This window comes from Paraburkholderia caffeinilytica, from assembly GCF_046030355.1.
Classification (GTDB): Bacteria; Pseudomonadota; Gammaproteobacteria; order Burkholderiales; family Burkholderiaceae; genus Paraburkholderia; species Paraburkholderia caffeinilytica_B.
In genome coordinates, this window is the sequence record NZ_JAQQCQ010000009.1 from 1 (window position 1) to 21,444 (window position 21,444).

Below are 21,444 nucleotides of genomic sequence, written 5' to 3' on the forward strand. Positions count from 1 at the left end.
ACCGCCGCTGCTTCCACCGCCACTGCTGCCACCGCCACTGCTTCCACCGCCACTGCTGCCACCGCCACTGCTTCCACCGCCGCTACTTCCGCCGCCGCTACTGCCACCACCGCTGCTTCCACCACCGCTGCTACTACCACCACCGCCGCTTCCACCGCCATTACCCTTACCGCCGCCACCGGCTGAGCCCGCGGCTCCACCGGCGCCATTGCCGCTCGCACCCTCGCCACCGCTGCCCGCGCTCGCCGCACCGTTGCCGCCGCGATGCTGCTGGCACCCTCCGACACTGGTCGGTATGCAGTCGCGTGGACTGAACACCAGGGCCGCGTCCTCGGCAGCGGTCGGTTCGTCGGACGCGCTATCGGCGCCTGCCGCGCCCGCCGCCGAACTGTCGTTCTGCGCGACTTGCATCGCAACGTGCGCGCCGCTCGCAGGCATGGGCGCATCGGCACCCGTCGTCCACTTGGGGGCGGTATCCGCCGACGCCGAGTAGGCGACCTGAGTGATCAGCAAAACCACGCCTGCCGCGATGGCCGTACTCCGTATAACCCCGAAGTAGTACTGATTGAATTTTCTGGTATTCATCACGTCTCTCCCGAGGGGATGCCGACACCTCGCTGCCGCCATCTCCCACGCTGATACTTCGACGGCGGGCCTATCTAAGCGCGGGCCTCGTCGCCCCCCGAGTCTGTTTGCGGATGCAAGTCAAACACCATCACTGACTTCCCGGCTCCGTAGCCGGCATGCTGACAAGCGCTTGCATGCGCGTCAGCCGATATCGTCCGGGTGCGCTGCGTCACGTATCGCTTCTTGCCACGGCGATTCGCACAAGCGGCGCTTCCGTCTCTATCCCGATCTCTTTGGTTTCGAATGTCTGGACAGTACTTAGCGATATCCATGCCATTGCCCGCAAAGCCTTGCGGCGACGGGCGTCGAATAGGGGCGTGCGATGCCCGCGAGGAAAAAACGCATGAAAATGTTTCGGCGATGAAACGCATGGCCGGAAAGCCGCGTTATTGCGCGTTATTCGTTGCGCGCGGCGTTTTCCGGTGCGCTTTCCGAGCCGTTGCCGGGGATCGTGCCGGCGTTGTCGCGCGAGGTGGCTTGCAGCACACGCAGTTCGTCGATGGGGATATGGCAGCGGATGCGATGCGCGGACGGTTGGGCGACGTCACCGCTGCCGGCTTCGAGGAAGGGCGGGTCTTGCTGCTCGCAGATCGCGCCGAGCTTGCGCGGGCAGCGCGTATGGAACACGCAACCGGACGGCGGTGATGCGGCGCTCGGCAGATCGCCGGACAGGCGTATACGGGTTGTGGTGCTGTCCTCGGCGTCGAGTGTCGGCACGGACGACAGAAGCGCTTCGGTGTAGGGATGATGCGGTCCGCCGAAGACGGCCGCCGCGGGTCCGATCTCCAGCAGCCGGCCGAGGTACAGCACGGCGATGCGATCCGACAGATAGCGCACCACGTGCAGATCATGCGAGATGAACACGTAGCTCACGCCACGCTCGCGTTGCAGATCGGCGAGCAGGTTGAGAATCGCAGCCTGCACGGAAACGTCGAGCGCGGAAGTGGGTTCGTCGCACACCACCACGCGCGGTTCACCGGCAAACGCGCGCGCGATCGCCACGCGCTGCTTGAGTCCACCGGACAACTGACGCGTACGCGAGCCGAGATAGCGCTCGGGCAAACGCACGGCCGCCGTCAACGTAGCGAGCCGTTCGTCGATTGCGGCGCCGCGCAGCGCAGTGAGGCGCGACAACGCGCGACCGATCAGCCGCTTCACTGAATGCGCGCGATTGAGCGCCGAGTCCGGATTCTGGAACACGATCTGCAGCGACTTGACCTGTTCGTCGTTACGTCGTGTGACGCGTGCGGCGAGTGGCATGCCGTCGAGTTCGAGCACACTGCCCGCATCTGGCGTAAGCAGGCCAAGCATCAGTTTCGCGAGCGTCGTCTTGCCGCTGCCGGATTCGCCGACAAGGCCGAGCGTTTCGCCGCTGGCGAGATCGATCGAGACATCGTCGACTGCGCGCAGCGGCGCACCGGACACGTGGAATGTCTTCGAGAGTTTTTCCGCGCGCAGCACGAGAGCGGGGCGCTCGTCGCCACGTAACGCAGCGTCATGCTGGGGCAATGCATCCGCAACCGCGCGCGGCAGTTCGATCGCGCGTTCGTGGTAATGACAGCGCGACATCTGATCGCCATGCGCGGCGCTCACGCGATACGGCGGCGGTGCTTCACGACGGCAGCGGTCGTCGGCGAGGCGGCAGCGGTCCGCGTAAATGCAGCCTTGCGTGATCGAGCCGGGCAAGGGCAGATTGCCCGCGATGGTATCGAGCCGCTCGGTGTCCTTGCTGCGCCCCGCGGTCGGCAAGCAGCGCAACAGTCCAACCGTATAAGGATGACGCGGCCGCGCAAACACGTCCTGGGTGGCGCCTTCCTCGACCAGCTTGCCAGCGTAAAGCACGCCGACGCGTTCGCACATCCGTCCGATCACCGCGAGGTTGTGGCTGATGAACAGCACGGCCGTGCCGAGTTCTTCGCGCAACTGCGCGACGAGGTCGAGCACCTCGGCTTCGACAGTGGCGTCGAGGCCGGTGGTCGGCTCGTCGAGAATCAGCAAGGCCGGGTTCGAGGCGAGCGCCATGGCGATCACTACACGCTGCTGCATGCCGCCCGACAACTGATGCGGATAGCTGTCCATCACGCGCTCGGGTGACGCAATGCGCACCCGTTTCAATATCTCGACCGTGCGCTGCAGCGCTTCGTCGCGCGAGACACCGGCCGCTTCGAATGCTTCCGTGACTTGCCGCGCGATTGTCAGCGACGGATTCAACGCTCGCCCGGGATCCTGGTAGACCATCGAAATCGCATTCGCACGCATCGAGCGCAACGCGTCGGCGTCGAGCTTCTGCACGTCCTGCCCGGCGATGATGATCTTGCCCGCCTTCACCTTGCCGTTGCGCGGCAAATAGCGCAACGCCGCCATCGCGACCGTCGACTTACCGCAGCCCGATTCGCCGACGAGGCCATACGCTTCACCACGCCGTACGCGAAACGAGACGTCCTGCAGCACTTCGCGATCGCGTCCGCGCATCCGGTACGTGACCGTCAGGCCGACGACGGTCAGCGCATCCGTGCGATCGCTCTTCGACACGTCGAAGGCGGGGAACGAGGCGGGTGGCAGGCCGTTCATCGGTCGAGTACGCCTTGCACGCTATCGGCGATCAGATTCACGCCGACCACCAGCGAGGCGATGGCGCCGGCCGCGAACACGACAGTCCACCACGCGCCCCCGGCCATCAGCGCGTAGGACTCGGACAGCGCGAGGCCCCAATCGGCAGACGGGGGCTGAATTCCGAAGCCGAGAAACGACAGTGTCGCAACCGCGAAAATGGCGTATCCGAGCCGCACGGTCGCCTCGACGATGATTGGCGGCAGCACGTTCGGCAGAATCTCCGCGAACATGATGTACGGCGCGCGTTCGCCGCGCAGCTGCGCGGCGGCGACGTAGTCCAGATGCCGTTCGGCGAACACGGCGGCGCGCACGGTGCGCGCGGTGATCGGCGTGAAGGTGATGCCGATCACGAGGATCACGGTGAAATTCGATGCGCCGACCGCGGCCAGTGCAAGCAACGCGACGATCACGAGCGGCAGCGCGAGCACGGCGTCGATCGCGCGGCCCACGACATTGTCGACCCAGCCCTCGAAGTAGCCGACGATCAGGCCCAATGCCGTGCCCGCGAGCGTGCCGAGCAGGGTCGCCAAAGGCGCGATGGTCAGAATGTCGCGCGCGCCGACGATGACTCGGGAGAATACGTCACGACCGAGCTGATCGGTGCCGAACCAATGCGTGCCATCGGGCGGCGTGAGCGAGTTGAGCGGATCGGAGGCATACGGGTCGATCCGCACGATCCATTGCCCGGCGATCGCACAAACGACCCACCATCCAACGATCAACACGCCGACCACGAACGTGGGCGAGCGCAGCAGCACGCGCAGCTGGTCGAAGCGTGGTTCGGCAGCCGGACGGGGAGTAGGCGGCGTGGCCGGCGGAACGAGGGTGCTCATTCGGCGCTCCTCACTCGCAGTCGCGGATTGAGCAGGACATGCAGCGCATCGGCGACAAGGTTGGCGACGGTGTAGACCACGCCGATCGTCAGCACACCCGCTTCGAGCATCGGAAAATCCTTGGCCTTCGCGGCGTTGTAGATCAGCGAGCCAATACCTTGATAGTGGAACAGCGTCTCGACCACCACGAGACCGCCGATCATGTAGCCGAGCTGCGTCGCGGCGACGGTGATGGTCGGCAGCAGCGCATTGCGCAAGACGTGCCGCCAGATCACGGTGCGGCGTGGCAAGCCTTTGAGGATCGCGGTGCGGGTGTAGTCCGCATCGAGCGCTTCGACGGTGCCCGCGCGCGCCATCCGCGCGATGTAGCCGAAGAACACCAGCACCAGCGGCAGTATCGGCAGAATCAGATGCCGCAATTGTTCGAGCGCGCTCGCTTCGGGAGGATACGACGCTTCGATCGGCAGCCAGCGCAGCCACACGCCGAACACCAGAATCAGCACGATCGACGAAACGAACTCCGGCACCACGGTCGCCGACAAACCGGCGATGCTGATGGTGCGATCGAGCCAGCGTCCCGCATGCATGGCGGACCACACACCGCCCGCAATGCCGAGCGGCACCACGACGATAAACGCCAGCAAACCGAGCTTGGCCGAATGCGCCAGTGCGTCGGCAATAAACGGTCCGACCGGTTCGCGGTACGCATAGGAGAGTCCCATATCGCCGCGCACGAAATGCGAGATCCACTCGACGTATTGCGTTATGAGTGGACGATCCGCGCCGAGCTGATGATTGAGCGCGGCGACCGCGCGCGCATCGGCGAGCGGCCCGAGCACCGCGCGGCCGATGTCGCCGGGCAGCAACTGACCGCCGGCGAACACGATAACCGACAACAGCCACAGCGTAACCAAAGACAAACCGGCCCGCGTCGCCAGAAACCGCACGACACGGCCCGCGTTGCCGCTCGAGACCGCGGAGGTGGAAGAGGTCACCGTGGTCGGCATCGTGATCTCCTGCCGAAGAAGCGCCGGACGCTCATGTGTTCAACGGCTTTAGCATGCACGGCATTTGCATTCACCGCTGTTGCGTTCGACATTACGCACTCAACACCGCGCGGTCGAAATAGAGTTGCGCGAGCGCAGTGAAGCGCACGCCGTTCACACCCTTGCGCATGGCGATCAGTTGATCGTAGAAGAACGGGATGATCACCGGCGTTTCGTCGAGCAGCAACGTCTGGATCTGTCCGGAGATTTTCCGCTGCGAGGCCAGGTCGATCGCCGCGACAAACTGGGCAACCAGTTGATCGTATTGCGGGTTCTTGAAATGCGCGGCGTTCCACGTGCCGGTGCTGGTGAGCGGTGCGTTCAGAAACACGTTCGGCACGCCGCGATGACCGTAATCGGTGATGCCGAGCGGCGAGTCGAGCCAGTCCGATTTGCCCGGCGTGCCCGCGCCGTAGTACAGCGACTGGCTTTCCACTTTCAGATTGATGCGCACGCCGATCGCCTTCGCGGCGTTCTGCACGACCACCGCGAGATCGGGGATCTCCATGTACTTTTCGGTTGTCAGCGTGACGTCGAAACCGTTCGGCACGCCTGCTTGCGCCAGCAGTTGCTTCGCCTTCGCGACGTCGATTTTGCGTTGCGCGACGCCGGCATCGGATGACGGAAACACCGGTGCGAACGGGCTGTCGTTGCCGAGCTGCGCGCGGCCCTTGAACAGGCCTCGCACCAGCACGTCGCGATCGAGCGACAACGCCAGCGCCTGGCGCACGCGCTTGTCCTTGAACAACGGATTGTCGTTGCGCATATGAATCTGGCGATGCGCACTCGACTTCACGCCGACTGCCTTGTAATCCGGATTGTTCAGAATGCCGGCGCCGCCTTGTACGGTGAAGGTGCCCATCACGTCGGCCTGATGACCTTGCAAGGCGAGTATTTGTGCCTGTTCGTCGGCGTAAAACGAAAACTGTACGCGTTGCGGTAACGCTTTCTCGCCCCAGTAATCCGGATTGCGCACGAACGACGCGCCGACCTTCGCCTGATACTTTTCGAGCTTGAACGGACCGGTGCCGATGAAGCTCTTTTCATAACCCCCCGCGTAGTTCGCGGGCAGGATCACGGCGTTGTAATTGTCCGAGGAAACGTAGTAGGGGAAATTGCCATTCGGCGCATCGAGATGGAAGGCGACCGTGTGTTCGTCGACGACCTTCGCACCGCCTTTCGAGAGCACGCCCTTGAGCACCGAAAGCGCCGCCGAACCGCTCGCCGGATCGGCAAGGCGATCGAACGTGGCGACGACGTCTTTCGCAGTGAATGCCTGGCCGTCGTGGAATTTGACGTTCGGGCGCAGCGTGAACGTCCACACATCGCCCTTGTCGTTCGGCTTCCACGACAAGGCAAGCGCGGGCTTCAGCACGAGTTTTTCGCCATCGTCGTTGATCAGGAATTCGCCGGTCTGGTTCAGTAGCGCGAGACTCGCGGCGTCGGTCACGGTGAGCGGATCGACGGCGCCGGCCGGTGTCAGATGGGCCACGCGGATCGTCTGGTTCGACGGACCCGGCGTGCCTTGCGCGCGGGCTCGCGGCGCATTCAGCACGCCGCCGCCAACCAGCGACAAACCGATCACGCTTGCATAGCGCAGCAGATCGCGGCGCGTGATGCGGCCGGCGACGAATTCGTCGATGGCGTGGTGGCCATAGGCGTCGGCGGTGCGGCGGGCAAGTTCGAGTTCGGGAAATCGGTCCGTGGGAGTCTTCATCGATGGAGTATCCAGTCCGTTCTGCTGCCGGTTCTGAAGGGCCGCGCCGGCTGCGCGCGACAGGGTGACTTATTGCAATGACGAAAAGCTGAAGTGGGTGGTGGTGCTGAAAAGCGGTTTCAGTGTAAGCGATTGGCCGCCGGTTCGGCGCGCTTGCTGCGCGGTCCGGTTGCCGTTTGACGGATAAAAGGGCTGGCTGTGTATCGCCATCACAACGTTCGGCAGGCATGCCTTGCATGGCTCGCGCGAAAGCATGGGATGCCGCAGCGCGAAAATCGACGTTGTCATGGAAACGTTACCGATCCACGCGGCGAAGCGAGTTGGATTTACCGTGCTCATGGCGAAGCGCGATCAGCGCCCGCGCCCGTGTCCATGTCCATGTCCATGCACCGAGCCGAGCGGCGAACAGGTATGGCGTACAACGTAACGAGGCCAGGGAGCAGCAAAGCAGTCGGCGTCACGACTTGCGTGAAGGCGATCTAGTGATCGTGCGGATGCTTGTGAATCGGATCGACCCAAAAGACCGTTTCCGGCGCTTCCACCGCGTCGATGTTCAGATTCACCACGACGGCTTCATTGTCGCTGCGCACCAGCACGCATTCGAGCGGATCGTCGGTGCTCGCGTTGATTTCCTGATGCGGCACATAGGGCGGCACGAAGATAAAGTCGCCCGGGCCGGCTTCGGCGGTGAACTCCAGATGCTCGCCCCACCGCATGCGTGCCTGACCGCGCACCACATAGATCACGCTTTCGAGCGCGCCGTGATGATGCGCACCGGTCTTCGCATTCGGATGGATTGTCACGGTGCCGGCCCAGATTTTCTGGGCGCCGACGCGCGCCGCATTGATCGCCGCCGCGCGATTCATGCCCGGCGTTTGCGCGGTATTGCTGTCGAGCTGGTCGCCCTTGATGACCTTGACGCCGTGCTCGCGCCAGTCGATTGGCGCCGACGGTTGCTCATCCTTGTAGTGCGGGTGTTCGTGATCATGGCTCATGACATGTCTCCTCGTGGGCGCGCATCCGGTGCTGGGCGCAGCGCCATCTGGCATTTTTGCACGTTCCAAAACGTATGTGTTGCCTGCGGCCGGAGGTGGCGTCGCGGATAAAAAAAGCCCATCCACGGAGTGGACGGGCTTTTCGCTGTTTGCCTTCATTGCCGCGAGGGTTGCAGCACATGACGTGTTTGCAACCTTCGGCGCTTACTTCTGTTTCGCGTTGATCACGGCTTCCGCGACGTTGCTCGGCGTTTCAGCGTAGTGCTTGAACTCCATCGTGTAGGTCGCGCGGCCTTGCGTGGCCGAACGCAGCGACGTCGAATAGCCGAACATTTCCGCGAGCGGCACTTCGGCGCGCACCAGCTTGCCGCCACCGCCGGCGATGTCTTCCATGCCTTGCACCATGCCGCGACGGCTCGACAGGTCGCCCATCACGTTGCCCATGAAGTCTTCCGGCGTTTCCACTTCGACGGCCATCATCGGTTCGAGCAGTACCGGCTTGGCCTTGCGCATCGCGTCCTTGAACGCCATCGAACCGGCCATGCGGAACGCGTTTTCGTTCGAGTCGACGTCGTGGTACGAACCGAAGGTCAGCGTCACCTTCACGTCGACCACCGGATAGCCCGCCAGCACGCCGGCTTTCAGCGTTTCCTGAATGCCCTTGTCGACCGCCGGAATGTACTCACGCGGAATCACGCCACCCTTGATCGCGTCGACGAACTCGTAGCCCTTGCCTTGCGCGGACGGTTCGAGCGTAATCACCGCGTGGCCGTACTGGCCGCGTCCGCCCGACTGCTTGACGAACTTGCCTTCCACGTCCTCGACCTTGTTGCGCACCGTTTCGCGGTAAGCCACCTGCGGCTTGCCGACGGTCGCCTCGACGCCGAACTCGCGCTTCATCCGGTCGACCAGAATTTCCAGGTGCAACTCGCCCATCCCGGAGATGATGGTCTGGCCGGATTCTTCATCCGTCTGCACGCGGAACGACGGGTCTTCCTGTGCGAGACGATTGAGCGCGATACCCATCTTCTCCTGGTCGACCTTGGTCTTCGGCTCGACGGCCTGCGAAATCACCGGTTCCGGGAAGATCATCCGTTCGAGAATGATCACGTGCTGCGGATCGCACAGCGTGTCGCCGGTGGTGGCTTCCTTCAGGCCGACTGCCGCAGCGATGTCGCCCGCGTAGACTTCCTTGATTTCCTTGCGCTCGTTCGCATGCATCTGCAGGATCCGGCCAAGGCGTTCCTTCTTCTCCTTGACCGCGTTGTAGACGGTGTCGCCCGAATTCACCACGCCCGAATAGACGCGGAAGAAAATCAGCTGGCCGACGAACGGGTCGGTCATGATCTTGAAGGCGAGCGCCGAGAACGGATCGGTGTCCGTCGGATGACGCTCGATTTCCTTGTCGTACTCGTCGTGACCCGTGATAGCGGGCACGTCGATCGGCGACGGCAGATAGTCGATCACCGCGTCGAGCATGGCCTGCACGCCCTTGTTCTTGAACGCGCTGCCGCACAGCATCGGCACGATCTCGTTGGCGATGGTGCGCACACGAATGCCGTGCTTGATTTCCTCTTCGGTCAGCGTCTCGCCGCCCAGGTATTTGTCGAGCAGTTCCTCGCTCGCTTCAGCGGCGGCCTCGACCATCTTGTCGTGCCATTCCTTCGCGGTGTCCGCGAGTTCGGCCGGGATGTCGCGGTACTCGAACTTGATCCCCTGGTTCTCTTCGTCCCAGTAGATCGCCTTCATCTTGACGAGGTCGACCACGCCCTGGAAATGATCTTCCGCACCGACCGGAATCTGGATCGGCACCGCGTTGCCCTTCAGGCGATCGCCGATCTGCCGCTGCACGCGGAAGAAGTCCGCGCCGACGCGGTCCATCTTGTTGACGAACGCAATGCGCGGCACCTTGTACTTGTTCGCCTGACGCCACACGGTTTCGGACTGCGGCTGCACGCCGCCGACCGAGTCGTACACCATGCAGGCGCCGTCGAGCACGCGCATCGAGCGCTCCACTTCAATCGTGAAGTCGACGTGACCCGGGGTGTCGATGATGTTGATCCGATGTTCGGGATAGTTGCCGGCCATGCCCTTCCAGAAGGCGGTGGTGGCCGCCGACGTGATGGTGATGCCGCGCTCCTGCTCCTGTTCCATCCAGTCCATCGTCGCAGCACCGTCGTGAACCTCGCCGATCTTGTGGGTCACGCCTGTGTAGAACAGGATGCGTTCGGTGGTGGTGGTTTTGCCGGCGTCGATGTGAGCGCTAATGCCGATATTCCGGTAGCGCTCGATGGGAGTCTTGCGGGGCACGTGAACCTCCTTGAAATGGCGCGCCTGAAACGCTTGCCGGGCGGCAGTCTGTGCTGCCCGGGGAGCCTTGGATGCTGCTTTGCCAAGAATACTAGGATAGCGCGTCGGCCTGTCTTTTGCAGGAATCTTGCCAGCCGCGCATAAAGGCCTGCTGGCATGGGCTCGCGGGACGGCGCCGGCCTCTGCTGCGGGGTGCCGGGCATGGACCGCCCGGCGCTGAATGCAAAAAAGCCGGCGCCTCATGAAAGGCACCGGCTTTTTCTGAAAAGCGGCCGCTGAAGAATCGGCAGGGTGCTGCCGTGGTCGACGCGCTTTTATTGCGCGGCCGGCAAACCCTGGATTTTCATGCCCGGTTTGATGCCTTTCGACGAGAACCAGCCCTTGCTCATTTCCAACGCATACACGCCGTTGTTCTTCGGGCAGTGATTGTTGGTGGTCTCGGCCTGCATTTCGTCGATGTCGGTGACCGTGCCGTCGGCGCGCATGAACGCGATCGACAGCGGGATCAACGTGTTCTTCATCCAGAAGCAATGCACGGCGTTTTCATTGAAGACGAACAGCATGCCTTCATTCGGTGCGAGAGTCGTGCGATACATCAGGCCTTGTTCGCGATCGGCGTCGTTAGCGGCGACGGCTGCGTCGATCACGAACATGCCCGCGGTCAGCTTCGCGCGCGGAAAGTCGCCGGGCTGCTTCGCGCCGGCCGGCATCTGTTGCGCATGGGCGGGGGCAGCGGTGGTCGCGGCGAACGACATCGCGGCGAGCGGCAGGGCAACGGCAACAGCGAAACGCGCAATCAACGAGCGCATGGGAAATCGCACGGCATGACTCCTTGCTGGAATTTAACTCGCGAATGTTACGCGAGCGCGTCAAAAACAAAAAGGCAGATCGCCTTGCGGTGATCTGCCTTTCAACGCCGTAAGAACGGCAATGAAGCGAGTTCTTGACTGCGTTTTTACAACAAACTTACTCCGAAGCGCCCGAAGCTGCAGCAGCTGCTGCTGCCTTCTTGTGCGACTTCTTGTGAGCGTGCTTCGTGGTCTTCTTTGCCGACGAAGCTGCTGCTGCCGGAGCTGCCGAAGCTGCTGCCGGTGCCGAAGCTTGTGCGAATGCTGCCGTTGCGAAGAGACCAGCGACCAGAGCGGCGATCAGTTTGTTCATTTTGTGAATCCTCAGCTTTAGTTAATTAACCAAATGACCCGGTTATATGTAGAGTCATGTCGGTAAACGTGCCATCCACCTTTCGGTTGACAGCCGCATCGAACAAATTTCTCGATGCGTCTGTTTAGCGCTCAGACTCCCCGTACTCACCGCGAGAGCGGCGTGTGCAAAGGCCCTTAAGGCTGAATGCCGGATAGCTTCGGGCGGCATCTGCGTCGAATAACGCGTGAGCTCGCGCACCGGTTGACGTGTTTTTTGTGGAAAATTTATATGCGAGCGTGCTGATGCAAATGAATGAGCGCGCCGCGCTCGCGGACGCAATTGTTTCACGCGGTTTTTCATATTGGTTTCACGCGTGGTTTTGTTTGCGGATACAACGAGTTAGCTTTTTTGCCGTGGGTCGAAATACAGGTTCGACGTGGGTTCGGTGCAGCCGGGCGCGCAGGTAAACGCGTTCAGGCGATGCCTTCCCATGGCGCCTTCAGCGGCAACTCAACACTCTCTCCGGGCTGCAGTCCGAGCGAAAAAATATCGAGTGCGCCGATGCCGGCACGTACGAGACGCAACGTCGGGAAACCTACCGCCGCGGTCATACGACGCACCTGACGGTTCTTGCCTTCGGTGATCGACAACTCGATCCATGTGGTCGGAATCGCGGCGCGATACCGGATTGGTGGCGTACGGGTCCAGAGCGAGTCGGCCGGTTCGACGTATTCCGCACGGCATGGCCGGGTCACGTAATCGCCGAGATCGACGCCGCGCGCGAGCTTCTTCAACGTGGCATCATCGACTGCGCCTTCCACCTGTGCCCAATAGCGTTTGACCAGTTTGTGACGCGGTTCGGCGATGCGCGCTTGCAGCGCACCGTCGTCGGTGAGAAGCAGCAGCCCTTCGCTATCGGAGTCGAGCCGGCCCGCCGGATAGACGCCGGGCACTTTCACCCAGTCGGCCAGGGATGCCCGCGTTTCGTGCGGCGAAAACTGACAGATGGTGCCGAACGGTTTGTTCAGGGCGAGGAGTCGCATAGGGGAATGGATGAAAGTCGAGCGGCGCCGGCTGCGGCAGGAGCGTGCCACGCAGGCCGGAAGCGGTGCTGGCTCGGTAGTAAATGGCGGAATAATAATGCATAATGAGCTGGTTCAAGTCCTCTGTCTTATATAAGACATAAGAGTGAGCGACTCGTTGAATTTGATTTGCGACAATGTTGGAAAACCCCGACCCGCTACGGCCTCGTTGCTGCGTCGGCGTGGGCTAGAATAGGCGGCCAGGCCGCTCGCCGGCGTCCAGCATTGCGCGTAGCGAGGCGCACCCAGTTTCCGCAGTCTCCCATCAGCTTTCAGCACAGCCTTCACTGGAGTCCGATCATGCCGTATCAGCACATCAAGGTTCCGACCGGCGGTGACAAGATCACTGTCAACGCAGATTTCTCGCTCAACGTTTCCGACCAGCCGATCATTCCGTATATCGAAGGCGACGGCACGGGCCTCGACATTACGCCGGTCATGTTGAAGGTGGTGGATGCAGCAGTAGAGAAAGCTTACGCAGGCAAGCGGAAAATCCATTGGATGGAAATCTACGCTGGCGAGAAGTCGACCAAGGTGTACGGCCCGGACGTGTGGCTGCCGGAAGAAACGCTGCAGGTGCTGAAGGAATACGTCGTCTCGATCAAGGGGCCGCTTACCACGCCGGTCGGCGGCGGTATCCGTTCGCTGAACGTCGCGCTGCGCCAGGAACTCGATCTCTATGTCTGTCTGCGTCCGGTGCAGTATTTCAAGGGCGTGCCTTCGCCGGTGCGTGAGCCGGAAAAGATCGACATGGTGATTTTCCGCGAGAACTCGGAAGATATTTACGCCGGCATCGAATGGCCTGCCGAGTCGGAACAGGCGAAGAAAGTCATCAAGTTCCTGCAGGAAGAAATGGGCGTGAAGAAGATCCGCTTCCCGAATACGTCCGGAATCGGTATCAAGCCGGTGTCGCGCGAAGGCACGGAGCGTCTGGTGCGCAAGGCGATCCAGTATGCGATCGACAACGAGCGCCGCTCGGTCACGCTCGTGCACAAGGGCAACATCATGAAGTTCACGGAAGGCGCATTCCGTGACTACGGGTATGCGCTGGCGCAGAAAGAATTCGCCGCGGAGTTGATCGACGGCGGTCCGTGGATGAAGGTCAAGAACCCGAACACGGGTGGCGACATCGTCATCAAGGATGTGATTGCAGACGCGTTCCTGCAGCAGATCCTGCTGCGCCCGGCGGAATACGATGTGATCGCCACGCTGAATCTGAATGGCGACTATGTTTCGGACGCGCTGGCCGCACAAGTCGGCGGTATCGGGATTGCGCCGGGCGCCAACCTGTCAGATTCGGTCGCCATGTTCGAAGCCACGCACGGCACGGCGCCGAAGTACGCCGGCAAAGACTACGTCAATCCGGGTTCGGAAATTCTCTCGGCTGAAATGATGCTGCGCCACCTCGGCTGGACTGAAGCGGCTGACCTGATCATCACGTCGATGGAAAAGTCGATTCTGCAGAAGCGGGTCACGTACGACTTCGCGCGCTTGATGGAAGGCGCGACGCAAGTGTCCTGTTCGGGCTTTGGTCAGGTATTGATCGAAAACATGTAAGCGATTCGCGCTATGTTCTTCAGCGCGAATTCAAAACCCCGGCGCCGCAAGGCGGCCGGGGTTTTTTGTTGGGTGCGTCCAAACTGCGTGCGCATGCCGCCTACGAATTTCAGGCGTCCCAGGTCAAATATCTGACCTTCATTGGAGAAATTTCGCATCCTCGCTTCGGACCGATATTGAGGCATTTGCAGGTACTTTACGCCGTCGAAAAATCCGCGTCTGCTGGACGACGAGGTGTCGCATCCCGCCTGACTGCTCAATCCCAGTTCCCTGCCTGCGAGTGATAAAACGATGACTCAAAAAGATACCGTGGCCAACGTATATGTCGCCACCCCCAGCTACGGCGCCGTCGTGACGACGGATTACGTGCTAGGGCTTCTCGATCTTTACGACGAGGCGGCTCAACATGGCTTCGGCATACAGGTCAGTTTCAACAGTTTCGACAGTCTGATCACCCGCGCGCGCAACACCATGGTGGCCGAATTTCTCGCCGACGCCCGCTTCACGCATCTGATGTGGATCGACGGTGATATCGGTTTCAAAGGCGCGGATGTGGTACGCCTGCTGCAGGCGGATCGGCCGGTGGTCGCCGGCGTCTATCCGCTGAAAACCGACGGCTGGCCCGCGGCGGGTATTGAGCAGGCGTTGCCTGCCGGTTCGACAAAGGCCGATTTCCGCGCCCACTATGCAATGTATCCCGCCGTGGCACGCAACGATGACGCACTCGAGCCGGACGCCGACGGTTTTCTCGACGTGCTCTATGCACCGACCGGATTCATGCTGATCAAGCGAGCCGTCTTCCTCGCGCTCATGGAGCGCTTTCCCGAACTCCACTGCCGATCGAAACTCGTGGGCCGTCCGGAGTTCGACGCGGGTTCGCCGGCGGCATTCCTGTATGCGTTCTTCGACACCATGGTCGATCCCGACACACGAATGTACCTTTCGGAAGACTACGCGTTCTGCCGTCTCATCGAGCGCATCGGCATCACCCCCGCCGTGGATGTGCGCTCGAATTTCCGCCACCAGGGCATCGCGGTGTTTGAGGGAGATCTGGCGCGCAGTCTCGATATGCAGCGCGGGAGGCTGGAGCGGGGCGCCGGCTAGGCGAAAGCACGTCGAAAGGTTGTCGGGCGGCCGTTATTTGGGATTTGCCTGCCGACGCCCTAAAAAAGAAACCCGGCAAAAAGCCGGGTTTCAAAGGACGGGTAACGAACAGTTTTCAGGCAGGTGCCTGGATGTTCGATGCCTGTTTGCCTTTCGGGCCTTGCACGACCTCGAAGGTTACTTTCTGACCTTCCTTGAGGGTCTTGAACCCATTCATCTGGATGGCCGAGAAGTGTGCAAACAGATCCTCACCCCCTTCGTCAGGCGTGATGAATCCGAAACCTTTTGCGTCATTGAACCATTTGACCGTACCAGTTGCCATTCCAACTTCCCCTGTAACTCATGTCACTACCACGAGCCCTCGAAAAGCTCGACGACCGCGCGATGCAGCCGCTCCCTCCTCACAAGCTCACCATCGGCATTTTTTCGATTTATGGCGCAGTGAAAAAAGTGCCAGCTTGATTGTTGAGGCTCTTTATTCGAGTGTCAAGAAAATTTTGAGACGTCGTTGTCGCGTTACAAACAGGCGTTTTCCAGGGTTTTTCCCGCTTTTATTTTCTTATGTGCGGTTGCCCAAGCGGGCCGTCTTGAAAAGTCGCATAATCGACTCACATGCTGTTCTGCGGGTCGCGCACCGTCCGCTGGCCGGGCGCACGCTGCCAGCCAGTACCGGCGGGTTGTGCGATACTCGATCCGGCTGCGGCGCAGCATGGCTGCGACGCATCACAGGATAGGGGCCGGCTCCGCAATCGGCTCGTCGAATGACGCACCGTTTTGGGGGTAATCACCCATCAGGCGGGAGCGAACGGGCTCACCGGCCGGTTGGCCGGGTTTTGACAGGATTGCGGGCCTGTCCTAGTTGTTTAGAATGGGTGTATGGCGATTATCCCGGACAAGCAGGACGGCACCGTACTGGAGCGGCAGGAAAAGAAGCTGAAGCCGCCTTCCATGTACAAGGTAGTGCTGCTGAATGACGACTTCACGCCAATGGAATTTGTCGTGATGATCGTGCAGGAATATTTCAATAAAGATCGTGAAACCGCAACACAGGTCATGTTGAAGGTGCATCGCGAGGGCAGGGGAGTTTGTGGGGTCTATACGCGGGACATCGCGTCGACCAAAGTCGAGCAAGTCGTTACCCACGCACGGCAGGCCGGGCATCCGCTGCAGTGTGTGATGGAGGAAGCATGATTGCCCAGGAACTGGAAGTCAGCCTGCACATGGCGTTCATGGAAGCACGCCAGGCGCGGCACGAGTTCATCACGGTCGAACATCTTTTGCTGGCACTGTTGGACAATCCAACAGCGGCGGAAGTGTTGCGTGCATGCGCGGCCAATATCGAGGATCTGCGCCAGAACCTGCGCAACTTCATTCATGACAACACGCCGACCGTGCCTGGCACGGACGACGTCGACACGCAGCCCACGCTGGGTTTCCAGCGTGTGATCCAGCGCGCGATCATGCATGTGCAATCCACCTCGAATGGCAAGAAGGAAGTGACCGGCGCGAATGTGCTGGTGGCGATCTTCGGCGAGAAGGATTCGCACGCGGTGTACTACCTGCAGCAGCAGGGTGTGACGCGTCTGGACGTGGTGAATTTCATCTCGCATGGCATTGCCAAGACCAGCAGCACGGACGCCGCGAAAGCGAGCGACGCGAATGCCGAGTCGGACGAAGCCGCCGCGCAGAAGGAAACGCCGCTTGCCCAGTTCACGCAGAACCTGAACCAGATGGCGAAAGACGGCCGCATCGACCCGCTGATCGGGCGCGAGTCGGAAGTCGAGCGCGTGGTCCAGGTGCTATGCCGTCGCCGCAAGAACAATCCGTTGCTGGTCGGTGAGGCCGGTGTCGGCAAGACCGCAATCGCCGAAGGGCTCGCCTGGCGCATTACGCGCGGCGAAGTGCCGGATATTCTGGCCGATGCGCAGGTGTATTCGCTCGACATGGGCGCGCTGCTCGCTGGTACCAAATATCGCGGTGATTTCGAACAACGCCTGAAGACGGTTCTCAAGGAATTGAAGGAACGTCCGCACGCCATTCTGTTCATCGACGAAATTCACACGTTGATCGGCGCGGGTGCTGCATCGGGCGGTACGCTGGATGCGTCGAATCTGTTGAAGCCGGCGTTGTCGTCGGGTACGTTGAAGTGCATCGGCGCAACCACCTTCACGGAATATCGCGGCATCTTCGAAAAAGACGCGGCATTGTCGCGCCGTTTCCAGAAGGTCGACGTGACCGAGCCGACTGTCGAGCAGACGGTGGCGATCCTGCGTGGCCTGAAGTCGCGTTTCGAAGAGCATCACGGCGTGAAGTATTCGTCGGGCGCACTGTCGGCGGCGGCTGAGTTGTCGGCGCGCTTCATCACGGATCGTCATTTGCCGGACAAGGCGATCGACGTGATCGACGAAGCGGGCGCGGCGCAACGCATCCTGCCGAAGTCGAAGCAGAAGAAGACTATCGGCAAGAACGAGATCGAAGAAATCATCTCGAAGATCGCGCGTGTCCCGCCGCAAAGCGTGTCGCAAGACGATCGCAGCAAGCTGCAAACGCTGGATCGTGACCTGAAGAGCGTGGTGTTCGGGCAAGACCCGGCCATCGACGCGCTGTCGGCCTCGATCAAGATGGCGCGTGCGGGCCTCGGCAAGCTGGACAAGCCGATCGGCGCGTTCCTGTTCTCCGGTCCCACCGGCGTCGGCAAGACGGAAGTGGCGAAGCAACTGGCGTTCACGCTGGGGATCGAGTTGATCCGCTTCGACATGTCGGAATACATGGAGCGTCATGCGGTTAGCCGCTTGATTGGCGCGCCGCCGGGCTATGTCGGTTTCGACCAGGGCGGTCTGTTGACCGAAGCCGTCACGAAGAAGCCGCATTGCGTGCTGCTGCTCGACGAAATCGAGAAGGCGCATCCGGACATCTACAACGTGCTGCTGCAGGTGATGGACCACGGCACGCTGACGGACAACAACGGCCGCAAGGCGGATTTCCGCAACGTCATCATCATCATGACGACGAATGCGGGTGCCGAGGCGATGGGCAAGGCGGTGATCGGGTTCACGAATCGCCGGGAAAGCGGCGACGAGATGGTCGACATCAAGCGCATGTTCACGCCGGAGTTCCGTAACCGTCTGGACGCAACGATCAGCTTCCGCTCGCTGGATGAAGAAATCATCATGCGCGTGGTCGACAAGTTCCTGATGCAACTGGAAGATCAGTTGCACGAGAAGAAGGTCGATGCGCTCTTCACCGACGCGCTGCGTGCTCACCTCGCGAAGCACGGTTTCGATCCGTTGATGGGTGCGCGGCCGATGCAGCGTCTGATCCAGGACACGATCCGTCGTGCGCTGGCCGACGAGTTGCTGTTCGGCAAGCTGATGAACGGCGGCCGCGTGACGGTCGACGTGGATGCGGAAGACAAGGTGCAGTTGACCTTCGACGAGCATCCGGCGCCGCGCAATCCGAATCCGGAAGCGGTCGAGGTTGAATAAGCCGGTCGAGTAAGCGTTTTAGTTTCATCCGAAAGCAGAACGGCGCGGGTCGAACCCCGCGCCGTTCTGCTTTTTGCGTTGAGTGAAGCGCTTGCTTGTCGGAAGCAAGCGTCGCTTCAACGCTTATCGATGGGGCTTAGTGCTTGCCGGTGCTGCCGAACCCACCCGCACCACGCTCGCTGGTTTCGAAATCGTCGACGATATTGAACTCGGCTTGCACGACCGGCACGATCACCAGTTGCGCGAGGCGCTCCATCGGATTCAGTACGAAGGTGGTCTCGCCGCGGTTCCACGTCGAGATCATCAGCTGACCTTGATAATCCGAATCGATCAGTCCGACCAGGTTGCCCAGCACGATGCCGTGCTTATGGCCCAGACCCGAACGCGGCAAAATCAGCGCCGCATAACCCGGATCGCCGACGTGAATCGCCAGACCCGTCGGCACCAGTGCAGTTTCGCCCGGGTTGAGGGTCAACGGTTCGTCGAGGCAGGCGCGCAGGTCGAGGCCCGCGCTGCCGGTGGTCGCGTAGGCCGGGAGTTGTTCGCGCATGCGCGCATCGAGAATCTTCAGGTCGAGTTTCATGCAGGTTCGAAGGGTTACGGAGTGGAGGCCGGGCGTCCGAGTTGGAACGCGTCGGCGAGAAGTTCATAGGAGCGCAACCGGGCGCGATAGCTGCCCGCTACGGTGAGCACGATCAATTCGTCGGCCTGGAACTGTTCCTGCAAGACATGCAGCCGTTCAGTGACCGTTTCCGGCGTGCCGATGATGCTGCGCGGTTTCTCGCGGTCGATCACCAGCCGCTCGCGTTCGCCGTACTCCTGTGCGATGCCTTGTTCGATCGTCGGAATCGGTTCGTTCAGGCCGTAGGCCATTTGCACGCGACGCAGGTCGACAGCCTTTTCCAGATCGGCGGCTTCCTGCTCCGTGTCCGCGCAAATCACGAAGACCGCGGCGGCGAGATACGGCTGTTGCGTTTCCAGGCTGGCTTTGAAGCGCTCGCGATAGGCAAGCGCCACCTGGTGCCCGAAATGCGCATTGATGAAATGCGCGAACGCAAAACGGATACCGAGTTGTGCCGCCAGCAGGCCGCCAAATTCGCTCGAGCCGAGCATCCACAGTTGCGGGCGCGTAGCGATCTGCGGCTGCAGCAGCACACCGTGCGCGATGTGATCGCCGGGCAATGTGCCGTGCATCAGGCCGACCAGGTCGGCAACCTGTTGCGGGAAAATATCGCCGCGGTTGTAGGCGCCGGCTGCGACCGCCTGCGCTGTTTGCATGTCGCCGCCCGGCGCGCGGCCCACACCGAGATCGATGCGATTCGGGAACAGCGCCTCGAGCATCATGAATTGCTCGGCGACTTTGAACGGACTGTAGTACGGCAGCATTACGCCACCGGAGCCTAGGCGAATGCGTTGGGTGACGCTGCCGAGGCGCGCCAGCATCACCTCGGGGCACGGGTTCGACACGCCGCGCAAGCCGTGATGCTCGGCGCACCAGTAGCGCGTGTAGCCGAGGTCGTCAGCCAGTTGCGCAAGTTCAACGGTAGCGGCGATTGCGTCCGCCACTGAGTGCCCGCCGATCACGGGCGTTTGATCGAGCACGGAAAGTAGCGTCATGTCAGTACTGCTCCAGATGATTCGGTGCGCTGGAGCCGCTTGCGGCGAACGCAGCAAATGCCGCCGCGTGCGGCTTTAGCGGATCAGACTTGTGTCGGGCAGACGCCGGGCAATTTCCACGATCAAGGCGCGCGCGAGCGTCTGCTTATCGGCGCGCGGCAGCTTCGTTGCACCGCTTGCTTCGAACAGGATCACCTCGTTGTCATCGAGGCCGAAGGTCAGCGGGCCGAGATTGCCGATCAGCAACGGCACGTTCTTGCGTAAGCGCTTTTCTTCGCCGTGCACTTCGAGGTCGCCGCTTTCCGCCGCAAAGCCGACAGCGAACGGCGGATGCGGCAGCTTCGCGACCGCTGCCAGAATGTCCGGATTCTCGACGAACGAGAAGGTGGGCAGCGCGCGCTCGGCGGTCTTCTTGATCTTGTGTTCGCTGGTGTGATCGGCGCGCCAGTCGGCCACCGCGGCCACGCCGATGAAGATGTCGGCATCGGCGACCGAGCGCATCACCGCGTCGTGCATTTGCTGCGCGGTTTGCACGTCTTCGCGGAATACGCCCCACGGCGTTTCCAGCGCCACTGGACCGGCGACCAGATGCACCTCGGCGCCGGCTTGTTGCGCGGCGCGCGCCAGCGCAAAGCCCATCTTGCCGCTCGAACGATTGGTGATGCCGCGCACCGGATCGAGCGGCTCGAAGGTCGGGCCGGCGGTCAGCAACACGCGACGGCCGGAGAGGATCTTGGGCGAGAAGAACGATGCAATCGCTTCATACGTGGCGGCGGCTTCGAGCATGCGCCCGTCGCCCACTTCGCCGCACGCTTGCGGACCCGAATCGGGACCGAGCACTTCGACACCGTCCGCGCGCAGTTGCGTGACGTTGCGTTGGGTAGCGGGGTTTTGCCACATCTGCCGGTTCATCGCCGGCACGACGAGCAAAGGACAATCGCGCGCGACGCATAGGGTCGAGAGCAGATCGTCGGCCATGCCGTGCGCGAGTTTGGCGAGGAAGTCGGTCGAGGCGGGCGCAATGACGATCGCGTCGGCTTCGCGCGACAGATCGATGTGCGCCATGTTGTTCGGCACGCGACCGTCCCACTGGCTCGTGTAGACCGGGCGGCCGGACAGCGCTTGCATCGTAACGGGCGTGATGAACTGCGTGGCCGCTTCGGTCATGACGACCTGCACGGTCGCGCCGGCCTTGGTCAACAGACGCGTGAGTTCGGCGATCTTGTAGCAGGCAATGCCGCCCGTCATGCCGAGGACGAGGTGTTTTCCTGCGAGTTCTGCGGTTGCCAACGAAAGCCTCCGACAATGCGTGGTG

General features: G+C 61.7%; 19 protein-coding genes. 4 read left to right on the plus strand and 15 right to left on the minus strand.

Translation table 11 applies throughout. The features are described from left to right. The 10 genes from PQQ95_RS15275 to PQQ95_RS15320 form a co-directional block, all read right to left on the minus strand. Window positions 1-585: hypothetical protein (locus PQQ95_RS15275; RefSeq protein ID WP_408438227.1), on the minus strand; the 585-nt coding region annotated here is incomplete at its 3' end. 438 nt (window positions 586-1,023) lie between these two features. Beyond that, on the minus strand, window positions 1,024-3,198 hold the full coding sequence (locus PQQ95_RS15280; RefSeq protein WP_408438228.1) for an ABC transporter ATP-binding protein: 2,175 nt from the start codon (window positions 3,196-3,198) through the stop codon (window positions 1,024-1,026). Beyond that, the gene (locus tag PQQ95_RS15285) at window positions 3,195-4,073 is read right to left on the minus strand and encodes an ABC transporter permease (RefSeq protein ID WP_408438229.1); all 879 of its coding nucleotides are present in this window, start codon (window positions 4,071-4,073) and stop codon (window positions 3,195-3,197) included. The genes PQQ95_RS15280 and PQQ95_RS15285 overlap by 4 nt, the downstream gene beginning before the upstream one ends. Continuing rightward, a complete protein-coding gene (locus PQQ95_RS15290) occupies window positions 4,070-5,080 on the minus strand; it encodes an ABC transporter permease (protein WP_408438230.1) in 1,011 nt (336 codons plus the stop codon). The genes PQQ95_RS15285 and PQQ95_RS15290 overlap by 4 nt, the downstream gene beginning before the upstream one ends. A 91-nt stretch (window positions 5,081-5,171) precedes the next feature. After that, the gene (locus PQQ95_RS15295) at window positions 5,172-6,836 is read right to left on the minus strand and encodes an ABC transporter substrate-binding protein (protein WP_408438231.1); all 1,665 of its coding nucleotides are present in this window, start codon (window positions 6,834-6,836) and stop codon (window positions 5,172-5,174) included. A 479-nt stretch (window positions 6,837-7,315) separates the two neighbouring features. Then, complete coding sequence (locus PQQ95_RS15300; RefSeq protein ID WP_408438232.1) at window positions 7,316-7,831, minus strand: cupin domain-containing protein; 516 nt, start codon at window positions 7,829-7,831, stop codon at window positions 7,316-7,318. A gap of 204 nt (window positions 7,832-8,035) precedes the next feature. Next, the gene (fusA, locus tag PQQ95_RS15305) at window positions 8,036-10,141 is read right to left on the minus strand and encodes an elongation factor G (RefSeq protein ID WP_408438233.1); all 2,106 of its coding nucleotides are present in this window, start codon (window positions 10,139-10,141) and stop codon (window positions 8,036-8,038) included. 314 nt (window positions 10,142-10,455) lie between these two features. Further along, window positions 10,456-10,962 (minus strand): DUF192 domain-containing protein, encoded by a 507-nt coding sequence (locus PQQ95_RS15310; protein ID WP_054042654.1) that lies wholly within the window; start codon window positions 10,960-10,962, stop codon window positions 10,456-10,458. Between the two features lie 145 nt (window positions 10,963-11,107). Further along, a complete protein-coding gene (locus PQQ95_RS15315) occupies window positions 11,108-11,302 on the minus strand; it encodes a hypothetical protein (protein ID WP_011489640.1) in 195 nt (64 codons plus the stop codon). Between the two features lie 455 nt (window positions 11,303-11,757). After that, the gene (locus PQQ95_RS15320) at window positions 11,758-12,327 is read right to left on the minus strand and encodes a pseudouridine synthase (RefSeq protein ID WP_408438234.1); all 570 of its coding nucleotides are present in this window, start codon (window positions 12,325-12,327) and stop codon (window positions 11,758-11,760) included. Between the two features lie 339 nt (window positions 12,328-12,666). Here PQQ95_RS15320 and icd point away from each other — a divergent pair, with 339 nt between their 5' ends. Next, on the plus strand, window positions 12,667-13,923 hold the full coding sequence (icd, locus tag PQQ95_RS15325; RefSeq protein ID WP_408438235.1) for an NADP-dependent isocitrate dehydrogenase: 1,257 nt from the start codon (window positions 12,667-12,669) through the stop codon (window positions 13,921-13,923). Here icd and PQQ95_RS15330 read toward each other — a convergent pair. Continuing rightward, window positions 13,899-14,183: a hypothetical protein gene (locus PQQ95_RS15330; protein WP_408438236.1), complete on the minus strand. Its 285-nt coding sequence runs from the start codon at window positions 14,181-14,183 to the stop codon at window positions 13,899-13,901. The genes icd and PQQ95_RS15330 overlap by 25 nt on opposite strands. A 31-nt stretch (window positions 14,184-14,214) precedes the next feature. On the opposite strand from PQQ95_RS15330, the gene PQQ95_RS15335 reads away from it, so the two are divergent. Beyond that, the gene (locus tag PQQ95_RS15335; protein WP_408438237.1) at window positions 14,215-15,027 is read left to right on the plus strand and encodes a hypothetical protein; all 813 of its coding nucleotides are present in this window, start codon (window positions 14,215-14,217) and stop codon (window positions 15,025-15,027) included. 115 nt (window positions 15,028-15,142) lie between these two features. Here PQQ95_RS15335 and PQQ95_RS15340 read toward each other — a convergent pair whose 3' ends face one another. Continuing rightward, a complete protein-coding gene (locus PQQ95_RS15340; protein ID WP_007180614.1) occupies window positions 15,143-15,349 on the minus strand; it encodes a cold-shock protein in 207 nt (68 codons plus the stop codon). 554 nt (window positions 15,350-15,903) lie between these two features. On the opposite strand from PQQ95_RS15340, the gene clpS reads away from it, so the two are divergent. After that, a complete protein-coding gene (clpS, locus tag PQQ95_RS15345) occupies window positions 15,904-16,218 on the plus strand; it encodes an ATP-dependent Clp protease adapter ClpS (protein WP_006050100.1) in 315 nt (104 codons plus the stop codon). After that, entirely contained in the window at window positions 16,215-18,512 is a 2,298-nt protein-coding gene (gene clpA / locus PQQ95_RS15350; RefSeq protein WP_408438238.1) for an ATP-dependent Clp protease ATP-binding subunit ClpA, read from the plus strand. The genes clpS and clpA overlap by 4 nt, the downstream gene beginning before the upstream one ends. A gap of 136 nt (window positions 18,513-18,648) precedes the next feature. Here clpA and dut read toward each other — a convergent pair whose 3' ends face one another. The 3 genes from dut to coaBC form a co-directional block, all read right to left on the minus strand. Beyond that, window positions 18,649-19,095, minus strand: coding sequence for a dUTP diphosphatase (gene dut / locus PQQ95_RS15355; RefSeq protein ID WP_408438239.1), 447 nt, complete (start codon window positions 19,093-19,095; stop codon window positions 18,649-18,651). A gap of 14 nt (window positions 19,096-19,109) precedes the next feature. Continuing rightward, window positions 19,110-20,129 (minus strand): LLM class flavin-dependent oxidoreductase, encoded by a 1,020-nt coding sequence (locus tag PQQ95_RS15360; protein ID WP_408438240.1) that lies wholly within the window; start codon window positions 20,127-20,129, stop codon window positions 19,110-19,112. A 75-nt stretch (window positions 20,130-20,204) separates the two neighbouring features. Beyond that, entirely contained in the window at window positions 20,205-21,419 is a 1,215-nt protein-coding gene (coaBC, locus tag PQQ95_RS15365) for a bifunctional phosphopantothenoylcysteine decarboxylase/phosphopantothenate--cysteine ligase CoaBC (protein WP_408438241.1), read from the minus strand. Between the last annotated feature and the right edge of the window lie 25 nt (window positions 21,420-21,444).